Here is a 14,882-nt window from a genome sequence, read left to right on the forward strand (position 1 = left end):
GCGCCCGCCGGCCCCCTCAGTCCAGCCCGAACCGCGGATCCCGGCCGATGTAGGCCATCAGCCGCACGGTCGAGGTGGCGTCCGCCGGAGCCTCGACCGGGGCGCCGAAGGAGCCGCCGACGCGCAGCTTGTCGCCCAGGGCGATGAAGCCGGCGAGGTTCTTCTCCGCGAAGTCCGGGTCGAGCTCCACGTCGCGGCCCTGCGACCGGGCGAGATCCCAGGTGTGCATGAAGATGTCGGGGATGAGGAAACCGGCGACGTTCCGGGCCAGCGACTGGCCGGGGATCGGACCACGGGTCACCGGGGCGTCCGCCGTCGCCGGATCGTCGACCGCCGCCTGGGCGACGGCGGTGAACTCCCGCCACGCCCCCGCCGGATCCGAGTTCTTGTCCCCGCTGAGTTCCACCGTCACGCCGACGTCCTCGAGCGCCGGGGTCGCCCAGCTGATGATGTGACCGACGAGGTCGCGGGCCCGCCACTCCGTGCACGGGGTCTGCGCGTCCCAGCCGTCACCGGTGATGCCGGCGACCTGTGCCGTGAATCCCTCCGCGACCGCGCGGAACCTGTCGGCCGTGCCCTGCGGCAACGCCATGGTGGACCTCCCGTTCATGGTGAATACTTCTCCCCGACGATGGTACGCGGGGCCACCCCGGCGCTCACACGACGATCAGTCCCGACCGCCAGCCCTGCGCCACCACCACGGCGAGCAGCAGGGTGCACAGTCCCATCACGGCCGAATCGCCCGGGCCCGAGGCACGGATCTGCAGCGGGCCCGGCAGCAGGTGCAGGCGCCCCCACCGGTCGCCGTGGACCGGAGCGAACGGGGCGAACAGCGGGACACCGGACTTCGTCACCGCGTCCCCCACGCAGTGCACCAGGCACCCCGCACCCACCGCGGTCGCCATCACCGGTGCGGTGAGCATGTCCGGCAGACTCTGCGAGACCAGCACCGTCAGCACCACCGCGACGACGACCGACCCGACGGCACCCCAGGCGCGCGCCCAGGGCCGGGCCAGCGAGTGCAGGGCGAGGAGGACCAGGGCGGCGAAGATCCCGACCGTCACCCCGTGACTCCACCGGTCGACCGCGAACCACGTCACCGCCGCCGCCAGGCACGCGAACAGCAGTGTGTGGGTGGTGGTCCGGTGGCCGGACGCCCTGCCGCGCGCCCCGGTCAGCTCGGCGACCATCGCCGCGGCCCGGTTCACCTGGACCGACAGCAGCCAGGTCAGCGGTCCCAGGGTGCGGGCCGCGGTGCCGGAGGGGTGGTCGAGGTCGGGCAGGACCGCGGCCCCGGCCGTCACTCCGGCAAGGACTCCGGTGGCGGCGACCGTTGCCGGGGCGCCGGTGAGCTGTGCGGTCACCACGGCGACGGCGGCACCGGCGGCGGCACCGGACATCGCGTGGGTGGGCCCCATGACCATGTGTGCTGTCGCCTCCTGAGTCTGTGCCGGTGTCACTGTGGCTTACTGTGCTGCGCTGTACCGCACCCGTCACCACGCGCGTGACAGAAGTGACCTATGTGTCTTACGTGATTGTAGTTCACTTCTGTGGGTGCCGACGCCAGGTACCTGTGCTCACCGTGTCTCCGGGCATCAGCGCGGGCGGCAGCGGACCTGTCCAGGTGGCAGCGGAACTGACTGCATGGCAGCGCACCTGTCCTCGTGGCAGGCCACCCGTCCTCGTGGCAGGCCAAAACCACGCCGAAGACGGTGGTGAACGACGTTTTGGCCTGCCAGCAGAACAGTTGGCCTGCCAGCCCCCCTGTCCGCCGGCCCGGACATGACGGAGCCCCCGGGGACACCATGGTGACCATGGTCTCCCCGGGGGTTCCGGGTGGAGCCGCCTATCGGAATCGAACCGATGACCTTCTCATTACGAGTGAGACGCTCTACCGACTGAGCTAAGGCGGCACGATGGCATATCGTAGCCGACCGTCCCGCCGCGCCACAAAACGCGTCGCCGGGCGGGGGTTCCGGGCCTGTCACGCCCACCCCGGCGACCGCCTGACCCCGCCAGTCGGCTGACCCCACCGATCGACCGGGCCACGGCCCGCCGGACGTGAACCGGAGCCCACCGGGGTCACACCTGCCCGCAGCACTCCATGAGCCGACCGACCATGGCATTGAGCGCCACCTCCGGCTTCACGTTGTATCCGAGGGTCTCCCGGCACGTCGAGACCGCATCGATACACCGCACCAGGGCCGCCGGCGAATTCCGGCGGGCCAGTTCCGCGGCGATCTTCCGCATGTCCGGGTGCACGAAACCACCGACCGGCACCGGCGACTCCGACTGTCCTGACGATCCTGCCGACCCCGCCTGCCCGGCCGACTCAGCTGACCCCGCCCCGTCGGACGCCCCGCCGGACGCCCCGACCGCGAGCATCATCGCGTCCCGGTACAGCCCGGCGATGTCGATGAGCGCCAGATCCAGCGAATCGCGCAGTAGCCGGGTCCGCCGGTTCTTCTGCTCCTTCTCCAGCTCCTTGATCCGGCCCGCCGCACCGATCTGCGCCTTCGCCGCACCACGGCCCTTCGCACCGATGCCCAGCGAACTCTCCAGGTCGGCGCGCTCGCGTTCCTCCCGCTCCGCCACGGAGGACGCCGCCTCCTCGGTCGCCGTCTTCACCAGTTCCGCCGTGAAGCGGTACGCCGCCGAAGACTGGTAGATCAACCCGGGCAGCTTCAACGCGGTGGCCCGCTTCGTCCGGGCCACCTCGTCCACCGCCAGTCGGCGAGCCCTGCCGATGTGCCCGCCGGAGACCTCGGCCGCCCAGTGTGCCTGTTCCGCCGTGAGCCCCAGTGCGGCGTCCTGCCGGAGCACCGCCTCCACCTCGGGGCGCGACGGGGTGGGGATGTAGAGGTGACGGCACCGGGAGCGGATCGTCACCGCGATGTCCTCCGGATCGGTGCTCGGCGCACACAGGATGAACACGGTGTGGTCCGGCGGTTCCTCCACGCTCTTGAGCAGGGCGTTCGCCCCTGAATCGCCGAGCCGGTCGGCGTCCTCGATGACGACGATCCGCCACGGGGCGACGGTCGGCATGTCCGCGCTCGACCGGATGATGGTGCGGATCTCGTCGACGGGGATGCTCACCCCGTCGGTGCGGACCCAGCTGATGTCGGGGTGGGTGTGGGCGGCAGCCGACCGGCACTGGGCGCACTCCCCGCAGCCCGGTACATTCGGGTTCTCGCAGACCAGTGCGGTGGCGAAGGCCTTCGCCGCCACCGACCGCCCCGACCCTGGCGGGCCGGTGAACAGCCAGGAGTGGGTCATCGCCGCGTCCTCGCCGCCGCGCCCGGCGTCGCCGGCGGTGCGTCCCCCGGCGACACGGCGCCGGGCCGACTGCACCGCCGCGACCAACGGCCCGCTGACATGGGGGCTGAGCCCGGCGGCATCGAAGACCGGGGAGACACCGGCGGCGGCGACGGATGAATCTGCCGGGGAATCGACCGGGGAGGCTGCAGAGGAAGTCACGGTGCCCGATTCTAGTGGGACCCGGGGACACCCGCGCACCCGCTTGGATAGGCTGTAGCCCATGGGACAACTGGCCAGATACCTGCGGTGGGCGTGGAGCACCTCCTGGCCCGTCTACGCGATCGTGGTGCTGGCCGTCAACGTTATCGGCGCGGTGGCGGTCGCGACCTTCCTGCGCTTCCTCGTGCCGCTGGCCGGCGCCCGGGAACTGCTGTCGGTCAACGGCCTGTCACTGTCGCTCTACCTGGGCTACTTCATCGTCGCCATCGTCGTCGGTGTGTCGCTGACGCTCTACGTCTTCTCCCCGGTGCTGCGCTGGCAGCGGGCCCCCGATTTCTACGACGCGAACATGGCACGCCGCCTCGTGCTGCGCATCCCCGCGCTGCAGGCCGCCCTCGGCGGGGCACTGTGGGCGGTGGGTGTCGTCATCTTCACCGTCGTCGCCGCCGTCCAGGTCTCCAGTAAATGGGCGCTGACCGTCGCGGTGACCGCCGTCCTCGGCGGCGCACTCGTGGTGCTGATGACGTACATGGCCGCCGAGCGGCTCATCCGGCCGGTCTCCGCCACGGCGCTGAAACGCTCCTCCTCGATGCCGGAGAACATTTCGCCGCTGTCCCGGCAGATCACCGTGGTGTGGGTGATGACCTCGGCCGTGCCGGTCATCGGCATCGTGCTCATGGTCACCGCGCAGGCGACGGACTTCTTCGGCGGCAACGCCACCGAGATCCTCCCCGGCGTGTTCGCCCTCAGCCTCACTGCCCTGTTCACCGGATTCTCCGGCACCCGGCTGCTGACGATGACGATCGTCGACCCCATCCGGGAACTTCAGCACGCGATGAACCGGGTCCGCCGCGGCGACACCCGCGCCCGGGTGCGCATCTACGATGCGACCGAGGTCGGCGTCCTGCAGTCCGGTTTCAACGAGATGATCAACGGTCTGCAGGAGCGCGAGCAGGTCCGGGAACTGTTCGGCCGCTATGTCGGTGACGAGGTCGCGCGCCGCGCCCTGGAGAAGAAGCCCGAGCTCGGCGGGGAGAACCGCCAGGTGGGGGTCATCTTCGTCGACGTCATCGGGTCGACCGGGTTCGCGGTCTCCCGCTCGCCGCAGGAGGTGGTCAAGGCGTTGAACACCTTCTTCGACGTCGTCGTCGACGTGGTCCACCGCAACCGGGGCATCATCAACAAATTCGAGGGGGACGCCGCCCTCGCGGTCTTCGGTGCCCCGCTCCCCCTCGACGACATCGCCGGGCACTGTCTCGCCGCGGCCCGCGAGCTCAAACAGGAGCTCGACGGTCAGGAACTGCCCGCGGGGATCGGCGTCTCGGTGGGCAATGTCGTCGCCGGACACATCGGTGCGAAGGACCGGTTCGAGTACACCGTCATCGGGGACGCCGTGAACTCGGCCGCCCGTCTCACCGAACTCGCCAAGGACACGCCGGGCCGGGTGCTGACCTCCGCGGCGACGGTGCGGCAGGCCAACGAACCCGAGCAGGCGCGTTGGACGATGATGAAGTCGGTGGAGCTGCGGGGCCGCCGGGAGATGACCCAGCTGGCCCGGCCGGTGCGTCCGACGCTCGCCGAGCGGGCCTGAGATCAGGCCTGGCCGGTGACGGTCAGGTAGACGAGCACGATGTTCAGCACGACGATGATCGCACAGAACACCCAGCCGATGACGGTGAGGGCCCGGGCGTTGACCCACTTGCCCATCACCTGCGGCAGCGACGTCAACCGCACCAGCGGGATGAGGGCGAAGGGGATGCCCAGGCTCAGCACCACCTGGCTGAGCACCAGTGCCCAGGTCGGTTCCACGCCGAGGGCGAGGATCGCCAGCGCCGGGAGGATGGTGATGAACCGGCGCAGCAGGATCGGGATGTGGACCTTCAGCAGGTCACGCATCACCATGTCGCCGGCGTAGCAGCCCACCGAGGTCGAGGCGAGGCCGGAGGCGAGCAGGCCGACGGCGAACAGGCCGCCGATGACCGGGCCGAGAGCGTTCTGGACGGCGGCGTGGGCGCCTTCGATGGAGTCCGTGCCCTCCACACCGCGCAGTGCTTCGGCGGCGAGGCAGAGCATGGCGATGTTGACGGTCCCGGCGAGCACCAGTGCGGCGCCGACGTCCCAGCGGGTGGCGGTGAGGTGGTGGCGCATGCCGGCGTCGTTACCGGGGGTGAAGTTGCGGTCGCGGACCAGACCGGAGTGCAGGTAGACGGCGTGCGGCATGACCGTCGCGCCGAGCATCGAGGCGGCGAGGATGACGGTGTGGGTGCCCTGGAACCGGGGGACGATGCCCTCGACCATCTCGTTGACGGTCAGGCCGGTGACGAAGAGGCCGGAGAGGAAGCCGACGGTGATGACGACGAGGAAGGCGACGATGACGGCCTCGAAGCTGCGCTGGGTGCGCTGTCCCTGCAGGAGCAGCAGGCCGATGGAGACGATGCCCACGATCACACCGCCGAGGACCAGCGGTGTGCCGAACAGCAGGTTCAGGGCGACGGCACCGCCGATGACCTCGGCGATGTCGGTGGCGGCGGTGACGATCTCGGCCTGTCCCCAGTAGAGCAGCCGGACCGTACGCCGTGCCCCGCCGAGGCGGTCCGATCCTTCGATGCGGTCGTGGATGGTGGCGGTGAGGCTGCGCCGGGTGACGAGGCCGAGTTTGGCGGAGAGGTACTGGACGACCATCGCCATGACGTTCGCGAGGACGAGGACCCAGAGGAGCAGGTAGCCGTACTCGGCGCCGGCGGAGAGGTTCGCGGCGACGTTGCCGGGGTCGACATAGGCGATGGCGGCGACGAAGGCGGGGCCGAGCAGCCCGATGAGCCGGGGTTTGCGGCGGACGACGTCGCCTCCGCCGGACGCCCCGCCCGTTGCCCTTGTCGTTGTCGTTTTCGTTGTCGGTGCGGGTGCCACGGTCGCCGTCGCCTCTCCCCCGGCCGTGCCCTCATCTGTCACAGGCACCGGCTCCGGCGTCGTCATCACTGTTCGCTCCTCATTGCCGCGAAGTTCAATCATTTGAACTTCAGTGTAGGACGCTTGAAACCGCGCAGCAACTGCGCGACCCGGCCGTATCGTGCCGTCACAGCCCGACGGCCTGGTATCAGTGCGATTTTCCGTTATGCCATGCGGCATAACATAGCGAAATGTTCCCGGACACAACAACTCCCCGGGGTCGCGTCATGCGCAACCCCGGGGAGCAGTTCAGGTGGACCCGGTGGACCCGGTGGACCCGGTGGCGACCACCGGACCCGACCGCGGCGGTCAGCTCTTGTTCGCCGTGGACTTCTTGGCGGTCGACTTCTTCGTCGTCTTCTTGGTTGTCTTCTTCGCGGTCTTCTTCGCCGTCGTCTTCTTCGCGGCGGCCTTCTTCGTGGTCCGCTTGCGGGTCGACTTCGCCGGGGCGCCGCCGTTCGCCGCCTCCTTGGCACGGCGCTCACTGAGCAGCTCGTTGCCACGGGCGTCGGTCATCGTCTCCGGGGAATCACCGCGGCGCAGCGAGGCATTCGTCGTCCCGTCGGTGACGTACGGGCCGAACCGGCCCTCCTTCACCGTCATCGGTTTACCCGAGACGTCGTTGTCACCGAGCTGCTTCAGCGGCGGCTTCGCCGCGGCCCGGCCCCGACGCTTCGGCTCGGCGTAGATCCGCCGTGCCTCGTCGAGCGTGACCGTGAAGATCTGGTCCTCACTGGCCAGCGACCGCGAATCGGAGGCCTTCTTCAGGTACGGCCCGAACCGGCCGTTCTGCGCGGTGATCGTCTCCCCGTCGCTCGGGTCCACCCCGACCACCCGGGGCAGCGACATGAGCTTGAGGGCGTCCTCGAGAGTGACCGTCGCCGGATCCATCGAGGACAGCAGGGATGCGGTCTTCGGCTTCAGCGTCTCCTCGAGGATCTCCTTGATCCGCTTGGCCTTCTTGTTCGCCGCGGTCTTCGTCTCCCGGCTCAGCGGCTTCTTGCCTTCGGCCGCCCGCGCGGCGTCCTCGGCGTCCCGCTCCGCATCGACGGTCTTCTCCGCCTCGGCGGTGACCCGCGCCTCCTCGTCGTCCTTCACCTTCTCGGTGACATAGGGGCCGTAACGCCCCTCCTTCGCGACGATCATCCGCCCGTTCGCCGGGTTCACCCCGAGTTCACGGCCACCCTGCGGCGTGGCGAAGAGCTTTTCGGCGGCGTCCCGCGTCAGCTCGTCCGGGGTCATGGACTCCGGCAGGTTGGCGCGCTGCACCTCCGGTTCCGTCCCCTCGGGGGCGCCCGCCGGCACCGGCTTCACGCGCTCGAGGTAGGCACCGTACCGCCCGACGCGCACGTACACCGGCACGCCGTCGTCATCGTCGTACAGCTTGATCGAGTTCACCTTGCGGGCGTCGATCTGTTCGAGGTTGTCGCCGACCAGGTGCTGCAGGCCACCGAGACGTGCCACGGTTTCCGCGGTCGCGTCGGAGGCGTGGTCGTCGCCGAAGTAGAAGCCCTTGAGCCAGTGGGAGCGGTTCTCCTCGCCACGGGCGATCTCGTCGAGCTCGTCCTCCATCGACGAGGTGAAGTCGTAGTCGACCAGCGAGCCGAAGTTCTGCTCGAGCAGGCCGACGACCGCGAACGCGGTCCAGCTCGGCACCAGCGCCGACCCGCGGGGGACGACATAGCCGCGGTCCTGGATGGTCTTGATGATCGAGGCGTAGGTCGACGGGCGTCCGATGCCCATCTCCTCCATCGCCTTGACCAGCGAAGCCTCGGTGTAGCGGGCCGGCGGGTGGGTGGTGTGCCCGTCCGCGGTGATCTTCTCGGCGTCCAGCGTGTCACCGGTGGTGAGCACCGGCAGCGCCTTCTCCGCGTTGTCGGCGACGTCCCGGCCGGACGCCGTGCGGGTGGTCTCCACGTACGCCTTGAGGAAGCCGGGGAAGGTGATGGTGCGGCCGGTCGCCTGGAAGTCGACGTCCTCACCGCCGGTGGCGGTGCCGGAGACCGTGACCTTCATGGAGGTGCCGCGGGCGTCCGACATCTGGGAGGCGACGGTGCGCTGCCAGATCAGTTCGTAGAGGCGGAACTCCTCGGCGTCCAGCCGGCCGGCCAGGGCGCCGGGGGTCATGAAGGACTCGCCGGCGGGGCGGATGGCCTCGTGTGCCTCCTGACTGTTCTTGACCTTGCGGGTGTACTGGCGCGGCGAATCGGCGACATAGGCGGCGCCGTAGAGCTCCTTCGCCTGGCGGCGGGCCGCGTCGATACCGGACGCCGACAGCGTGGTCGAGTCGGTACGCATGTAGGTGATGTGCCCGTTCTCGTAGAGCCGCTGCGCGATACGCATCGTGCGCTCCGAGGTGAAGTGCAGTTTCCGGCCGGCCTCCTGCTGCAGGGTGGAGGTCATGAACGGCGCGTAGGGACGCCGCGTGTACGGCTTCTCCTCGACGTCGGAGACCGCCAGGACCTTGCCGGTCAGCCCGTCGGACAGGGCCTCGGCACGGGCCTTGTCGAGCACCGTGACGTTCTTCTGGGCCTTGCCGGACTTCAGTTTCCCGTCGTCGCCGAAGTCCCTGCCCTGGGCGACGCGCGCCCCGTCGACCGCGACAAGGGTCGCCTCGAAGGATGCGGGGTCGGTGCTGTCGGCGTCCGCGGGTGCACCGGTGGCCAGCGTCGCGGTGAGGTCCCAGTAGTCCGCGGCGACGAAGGCCATCCGCTCGCGCTCCCGCTCGACGATGACGCGGGTGGCGACGGACTGCACACGGCCGGCGGACAGCCGCGGCATGACCTTCTTCCACAGCACCGGGGAGACCTCGTAGCCGTAGAGCCGGTCGAGGACGCGACGGGTCTCCTGTGCGTCGACGAGGTCGAGGTCCAGTTCACGGGTGTTCGCCGCGGCCTCCCGGATCGCCTCCGGGGTGATCTCGTGGAAGACCATGCGGCGGACCGGCACCTTGGGCTTGAGGACCTGGAGGAGGTGCCAGGCGATGGCCTCCCCCTCACGGTCGGGGTCGGTGGCCAGGTAGAGTTCGTCGGCCTGCTTGAGCTTGGCCTTGAGGTCGGCGACCTTCTTCTTCTTGTCCGGGCTGACGACGTAGAGCGGCTGGAAGTCGTCGTCGACGTTCACGCCGAGACGGGCCCACCGCTCCTTCTTGTACTTCGCGGGAACGTCCGCCGCACCGCGCGGGAGGTCACGGATGTGACCGACCGAGGCCTCGACGATGTAGCCGTCGCCGAGGTACTTCTGGATCTTCTTGGCCTTCGTGGCGGACTCCACGATCACCAGTTTTTTCCCGCCACCGTGTGTTCCCGCTGCCGCCGACTCTGTCGCCATCCGGTTCGCCCACCTTTCTTTCAGTGTCGTGGTGCGACCATACACGGCGCACCGGACAGCATGATCTCAGGTGGGGTCTGCCGGGGGTGTCGCACCGGTCCTTATATATATCCGGGGATCGGTGGGCGGTTATCAGGCGTTGGACACGATGAAGCGGGCCCGGCGGTGTGCCGGGGTGTCCAGCTCGTCGAGCGCGGCCTTGGCGAAGGTGCCGGCGGTCACGAAGCCGCCGGCGGCGACATCGTCACCGAGCGCATAGGACGCCGTGGCCGCACCCGGGGCGATCTCCGGCGACGGTGCGAGCATGGTCCAGTCGAGGCTCTTCGCCGAGCCGCGCCAGAGGTCGAGGATCTGTGCGAAGCTCTCGGCCTCGGGCTTGTAGGCGGCGGGGAAGTCGGGCGTGTCCTTGAGCAGGGTGCCGTCCGGGGTCTGGGTGGCGCCGGCCCCGCCGACGATGAAGATGCGTGCGGTGACACCGGCACCGGCGAAGGCCGCGACGATGCGGGCGTGGGCGTCGATGATCGGCTGGACGGAGCTGCCGTCGCGGGCGCCGGGGACGGAGAAGACGATGATGTCGGTGCCCTTGGCCTTCTCGACGACGTCACCGGTGTCCGTGATGTCCCCGGTGACGTAGGAGACGCCCGCGACCGGGTTCTTCACGTGGTCGGGGTTGCCGTGGGTCACGCCGGTGACCTGGTAGCCGCGGGCGACGGCCTCGGTGACGATCTCGCTGCCGACCATGCCGGTGGCGCCGTAGACGGTGATGGTGCTCATGTGGTGCTCCTCAGGTGCTGTTCTCGGAAGTCTTTCTCGGGTACAGAACCACTGTAACCCCTATACTTTCCTTTGTATAGTAGCGGTGGAAAAGTGTTAGCCTGGTGGTCATGAGCACCACCGCACCACACCCCGCCGACCACCCCACCGAGTCCGGTGCCACCACCGCCGGGACCGACGGCGGGAACGTCACCGGCGCCGGCTGGAACCCCGCCGCCGCCGACTGCCCCAGCCGCCGCCTGTTCACCACCCTCGGCGACCGCTGGAACATGCTCATCCTCCTGTCGCTCGAGGCCGGCCCCCTGCGCTACCGCGACCTGCGCGGACACGTCGACGGCATCTCCGAGAAGGTGCTGTCGGGCCGCCTCGCCACGCTCGTCGACGACGGTCTGCTCACCCGCACCGCCTACCCGGAGATCCCGCCGCGGGTGGTTTACGAGCTCAGCGCCCTCGGCCGCTCCGCCCTCCTGCCGGTCCACGAACTGTTCGACTGGACCGTGGCGCACATGTCCGAGGTGGCGGCGCACCAGGTGCACCCCGCCGTCTGACCCGTGAACCGGCCCGGACCCCGCCGGGTGCGCGTCGACAGGGTGGGTTTTCCCTGCCGGGCCACCCTGTCGACGGACACCCCGCACGCAAAGAGGCGCCGTACCCCCGTTAAGGGGTACGGCGCCTCAACGCCTGTGCAGTCGGAGACTACAGCGCGGTGACCTGCTGGGCCTGCGGACCCTTGGCACCCTCGCCGATCTCGAACTCGACCTGCTGGTTCTCCTCGAGGGTACGGAAGCCGTTGCCCTGGATCTCGGAGTAGTGGACGAAGACGTCAGCGCCACCGTCGTTCGGGGCGATGAAGCCGTAGCCCTTTTCGGCGTTGAACCACTTGACGGTTCCCTGTGCCATGTTCTTTCCTTCTAACTTCTCGGTGATCGGCGCCCCGCCAACTCTTCACGGGAACGCCGGGCCGATGCTGAGACAAGCCGGATCGGCTGGTCCGTTCGCATGCAAACAATTCCGCGAACGTTTCACCTACTGACTGCCGTACGACCGGTTGACCAGAGAGCAAAGCGACGCACAGAAACTGCGACCGGGGTCCAGTGTTCCACGTTTCCCGCCGGAGCACCACATGTCACCGTTCCCGACCCCCCTTACACTGATCCCCATGAGTGGATACGGGGCACAACTGCTGGACTGCCTGCACGCCGGCGACCCGGTCCTCACCCACGTGCGCACCGAGGCCGCCCGGCCGTCCGAACCGGTCGACTGGCCCGACTGGGTCGACCCTGACCTGCGACGACACCTCGAGGACGCCGGCATCGACCGGCCCTGGTCCCACCAGGTCGCCACCGCTCAGGCCGCCCACGACGGCCGGGACGTCGTCGTCGCGACCGGCACGGCCTCCGGAAAATCCCTCGGCTACCAGCTGCCGGTGCTGTCGACACTGGCGGCCGACGGGACGGCGTCCTGCCTGTATCTCTCCCCCACCAAGGCCCTCGCCCAGGACCAGCGCGGCGCCCTCGCCCGACTGTGCGCGGCGGTGCCCGGCCTGCATGACGTCATGGTCGCCACCTACGACGGCGACACCGCCCCCGAGGCCCGCCGCACCATCCGGGACCGGGCGCGCATCGTCGTCTCCAACCCCGACATGGTGCACGCCTCGGTCCTCGGACAGTCCGAGCGCTGGTCCCGGCTGCTGCGCACCCTGCGCTATCTCGTCATCGACGAATGCCACGTCTACCGCGGTGTGTTCGGGGCCCACGTGTCCCTGGTGCTGCGTCGGCTGCTGCGACTGGCCGCCCGCGCCGGCGCGCACCCGACCGTCATCCTCGCCAGTGCGACGACCGCCGACCCCGCCGGCCACGCCCGCCGACTCACCGGCCGGGAACCGCTCGCGGTCACCCGGGACGGATCCCCGCAGGGTGAGCGCACCATCGCCCTGTGGGAACCGGACTTCCTGCCGGAGAAGACCGGCGAGCACGGTGCCCCGGTCCGCCGTGCCGCGACGACCGAGTCGGCCGGGATCATGGCACGCCTCATCGCCGAAGGCGCCCGCACGCTGGCGTTCGTCCGCTCCCGTCGCGGCGCGGAGATCACCGCGCTCGCCGCCGCCGAGGACCTGTCACTGCTCGGCCGCCCCGGCGACGCCCGGCGGATCGCCGCCTACCGCGCCGGCTACACCCCGGAGGCCCGTCGGGAGCTGGAACACCGGCTCGACGACGGGGACCTGCTGGGCATGGCCGCGACCAGCGCACTGGAGCTCGGCATCGACGTCGGCGGACTCGACGCGGTGGTGAGCTGCGGATTCCCCGGGACCGTCGCAAGTTTCCGGCAGCAGGCCGGGCGGGCCGGGCGCCGCGGCCAGGGCTGTCTCGTCGTCCTCGTCGCCGGCGACAATCCGCTGGACACCTACCTGGTGCACCACCCCGCCGCACTGCTCGACCGCCCGGTCGAGGCCAGTGTGTTCGACCCGGTCAACCCCTACATCCTCGCCGACCACGTGCTGTGCGCGGCGGCGGAATCCCCGCTGACCGACGCGGAGGTGACCGCCTTCGGCGGCGACCTGGACGCCACCCCGGTCGTCGCCCGGCTGCTGGACCAGGGGCTGCTGCGGCGTCGGCCGCGCGGCATCTTCTGTGATGTCGGGGCGGCCGCCACCGTCCACGGCCGGGTGAACATCCGTGGCGGCTCCGGCGACCAGGTGCTCATCGTCGACCGGACGTCCGGGCAGGTCCTCGGCTCGGTCGATGCCGCCCGCGCCGTCGGCGAGGTCCACGACGGTGCCGTCTACGTCCACCAGGGTGAGTCCTACGTCGTCGACCAGCTCGATCTCGACGGGTCGGTGGCCGCCGTCCACCCCGAGTCGCCGGAGTGGTTCACCCGCGCGCAGGAGACCACCGACATCCGGATCCTGGGGGTCCGCGGGACCCGCGGGATCGGCGGCACGGCGTCCGCCCCCTCGGGGGTGTGGCTCGCCGACGTCGACGTAGAGGTCTCCCACCAGGTCACCGGCTACCAGCGGCGCACCACCGACGGTGAGGTCCTCGAGACCGTGCCGCTGGATGTGCCCGCCCAACGGTTGACGACCCGGGCGGCCGCCTACTCCGTGGATCCCGGGGTGCTGTTCGACCTGGGACTGGAGGAGCCGCTGTGGCCCGGCGCGCTGCACGCCGCCGAGCATGCGGCGATCGGCATGCTGCCGCTGTTGGCGACGTGCGACCGGTGGGACATCGGCGGGGTCTCGACGGTGCTGCACCCGGACACCGGCCTGCCGACCGTCTTCGTCTACGACGGTTACGCCGGGGGCGCGGGGTTCGCCGAGGCCGGGGCGCGCCGGTTCGCCGAGTGGATGCGGATGACCGCGGACGCCGTGGAGGCGTGCGGGTGTGAGTCGGGCTGCCCGTCATGTGTGCAGTCGCCGAAGTGCGGCAACGGCAATGATCCGCTGTTCAAGCAGGGGGCGGCGGTACTGCTGCGGGCCCTGGCGGACATGGCGGCACAGGCGGGGTGACGCCGCACCCGGCGGTGCCGGGCCGGGCGTCACGGTGCGGCGTCACGGTCGGATGCCACGGGCCCGTGTCACGGTCCGGCAGCGGCGGTCGCCTGCCGGTCACCGACCGTGACCGTCACGGTGATCCCCTCCTCGCCCTGTGATGATGCCGGTGCGTCCGGGGCCTCCGGACCGCCGGCGACGACGGTCCGGCAGTCGGTGACCGTCGCACCGTAGTTGTCCGCCGCCACCGTCACCGCGGTCGCACATGCCGGTCCGGCACCGTCGGTGAGCAGCACGGTGGCGGCGGACAGGGCGGTGAGGTCGGCGGCGGCCGTTGCCCGGTGCTGCTGGACCAGCCCGGTCGCCCCGTAACCGAAGGCGGTGGCCAGGGCGACGAGGCCGAGGGTCACGGCGACACCGGTGACGGTGGCCGACCCCTCGTCGCGTGCCCTGTACGGCGTGGTCATGACGCCTCCCCCGTCGACGTCGACGGCTCGACGACGATGACGGCGCCGGCGGAGATGTCGAACAGTCGCCCCGGTCGGGTGACCTCCACGGTGAGGGTCTGCACCGTCCCCGCGCTCCCCGGGGCCGCCGCCCCGCCACCGGTGACGGTCACCCCGGCGTCGGCATCGGCTGCGGCGACGACCTGCCGTGCCGCCGCGTCCGCCGCGGCGGGGTCGAGGGCGGCGGCGCGGGCGGCGTCCCGCGCGAGGTCGACGGCCCCGAGGTAGGTCACGACGGTGACGATGCCGGCGACGATGATCCCGACAACCGCGGTCAACGCCGTGGCGACGATCGCCGCCTCGACGGTGACGTAGCCGGCATCGTGCCCGGTACTGTGCCCGGTGCTGTCGTCGACCAC

General features: G+C 70.3%; 12 protein-coding genes and 1 tRNA gene. 3 read left to right on the forward strand and 10 right to left on the reverse strand.

The features are described 5' to 3' along the window. Positions 1-16: 16 nt before the first annotated feature. From FSW06_RS07445 to FSW06_RS07460, 4 genes are all read right to left on the reverse strand, one after another. Entirely contained in the window at positions 17-592 is a 576-nt protein-coding gene (locus tag FSW06_RS07445; RefSeq protein WP_010120984.1) for a TIGR03086 family metal-binding protein, read from the reverse strand. 64 nt (positions 593-656) lie between these two features. After that, positions 657-1,460: a metal-dependent hydrolase gene (locus FSW06_RS07450; protein ID WP_146881322.1), complete on the reverse strand. Its 804-nt coding sequence runs from the start codon at positions 1,458-1,460 to the stop codon at positions 657-659. A 377-nt stretch (positions 1,461-1,837) separates the two neighbouring features. Continuing rightward, a tRNA-Thr gene (locus FSW06_RS07455) sits at positions 1,838-1,913 on the reverse strand. Positions 1,914-2,082: 169 nt separating this feature from the next. Next, on the reverse strand, positions 2,083-3,477 hold the full coding sequence (locus FSW06_RS07460) for a DNA polymerase III subunit delta' (RefSeq protein ID WP_010120987.1): 1,395 nt from the start codon (positions 3,475-3,477) through the stop codon (positions 2,083-2,085). A gap of 61 nt (positions 3,478-3,538) precedes the next feature. On the opposite strand from FSW06_RS07460, the gene FSW06_RS07465 reads away from it, so the two are divergent. Continuing rightward, positions 3,539-5,068: an adenylate/guanylate cyclase domain-containing protein gene (locus FSW06_RS07465; RefSeq protein ID WP_010120989.1), complete on the forward strand. Its 1,530-nt coding sequence runs from the start codon at positions 3,539-3,541 to the stop codon at positions 5,066-5,068. A 2-nt stretch (positions 5,069-5,070) separates the two neighbouring features. Here FSW06_RS07465 and FSW06_RS07470 read toward each other — a convergent pair whose 3' ends face one another. The 3 genes from FSW06_RS07470 to FSW06_RS07480 form a co-directional block, all read right to left on the reverse strand. Continuing rightward, positions 5,071-6,489, reverse strand: a complete 1,419-nt coding sequence (locus tag FSW06_RS07470; RefSeq protein ID WP_238525970.1) for an Nramp family divalent metal transporter — start codon at positions 6,487-6,489, stop codon at positions 5,071-5,073. Between the two features lie 246 nt (positions 6,490-6,735). Continuing rightward, complete coding sequence (gene topA / locus FSW06_RS07475) at positions 6,736-9,756, reverse strand: type I DNA topoisomerase (RefSeq protein WP_029449676.1); 3,021 nt, start codon at positions 9,754-9,756, stop codon at positions 6,736-6,738. A gap of 132 nt (positions 9,757-9,888) precedes the next feature. After that, a complete protein-coding gene (locus FSW06_RS07480) occupies positions 9,889-10,530 on the reverse strand; it encodes an NAD(P)-dependent oxidoreductase (RefSeq protein WP_010120995.1) in 642 nt (213 codons plus the stop codon). Positions 10,531-10,640: 110 nt separating this feature from the next. Here FSW06_RS07480 and FSW06_RS07485 point away from each other — a divergent pair, with 110 nt between their 5' ends. Further along, positions 10,641-11,078: a winged helix-turn-helix transcriptional regulator gene (locus FSW06_RS07485; protein WP_010120997.1), complete on the forward strand. Its 438-nt coding sequence runs from the start codon at positions 10,641-10,643 to the stop codon at positions 11,076-11,078. Between the two features lie 148 nt (positions 11,079-11,226). Here FSW06_RS07485 and FSW06_RS07490 read toward each other — a convergent pair whose 3' ends face one another. After that, the gene (locus tag FSW06_RS07490) at positions 11,227-11,430 is read right to left on the reverse strand and encodes a cold-shock protein (protein ID WP_010120999.1); all 204 of its coding nucleotides are present in this window, start codon (positions 11,428-11,430) and stop codon (positions 11,227-11,229) included. 259 nt (positions 11,431-11,689) lie between these two features. Here FSW06_RS07490 and FSW06_RS07495 point away from each other — a divergent pair, with 259 nt between their 5' ends. Continuing rightward, the gene (locus tag FSW06_RS07495; RefSeq protein ID WP_010121001.1) at positions 11,690-14,035 is read left to right on the forward strand and encodes a DEAD/DEAH box helicase; all 2,346 of its coding nucleotides are present in this window, start codon (positions 11,690-11,692) and stop codon (positions 14,033-14,035) included. Positions 14,036-14,103: 68 nt separating this feature from the next. Here the strand turns inward: FSW06_RS07495 and FSW06_RS07500 are convergent, their stop codons facing one another. Both FSW06_RS07500 and FSW06_RS14505 read right to left on the reverse strand, forming a co-directional pair. Continuing rightward, positions 14,104-14,484, reverse strand: coding sequence for an Rv3654c family TadE-like protein (locus FSW06_RS07500; protein WP_010121003.1), 381 nt, complete (start codon positions 14,482-14,484; stop codon positions 14,104-14,106). Beyond that, positions 14,481-14,882, reverse strand: coding sequence for a hypothetical protein (locus FSW06_RS14505; protein WP_010121004.1), 402 nt, complete (start codon positions 14,880-14,882; stop codon positions 14,481-14,483). The genes FSW06_RS07500 and FSW06_RS14505 overlap by 4 nt, the downstream gene beginning before the upstream one ends.

Source organism: Corynebacterium nuruki S6-4, from assembly GCF_007970465.1.
Classification (GTDB): Bacteria; Actinomycetota; Actinomycetes; order Mycobacteriales; family Mycobacteriaceae; genus Corynebacterium; species Corynebacterium nuruki.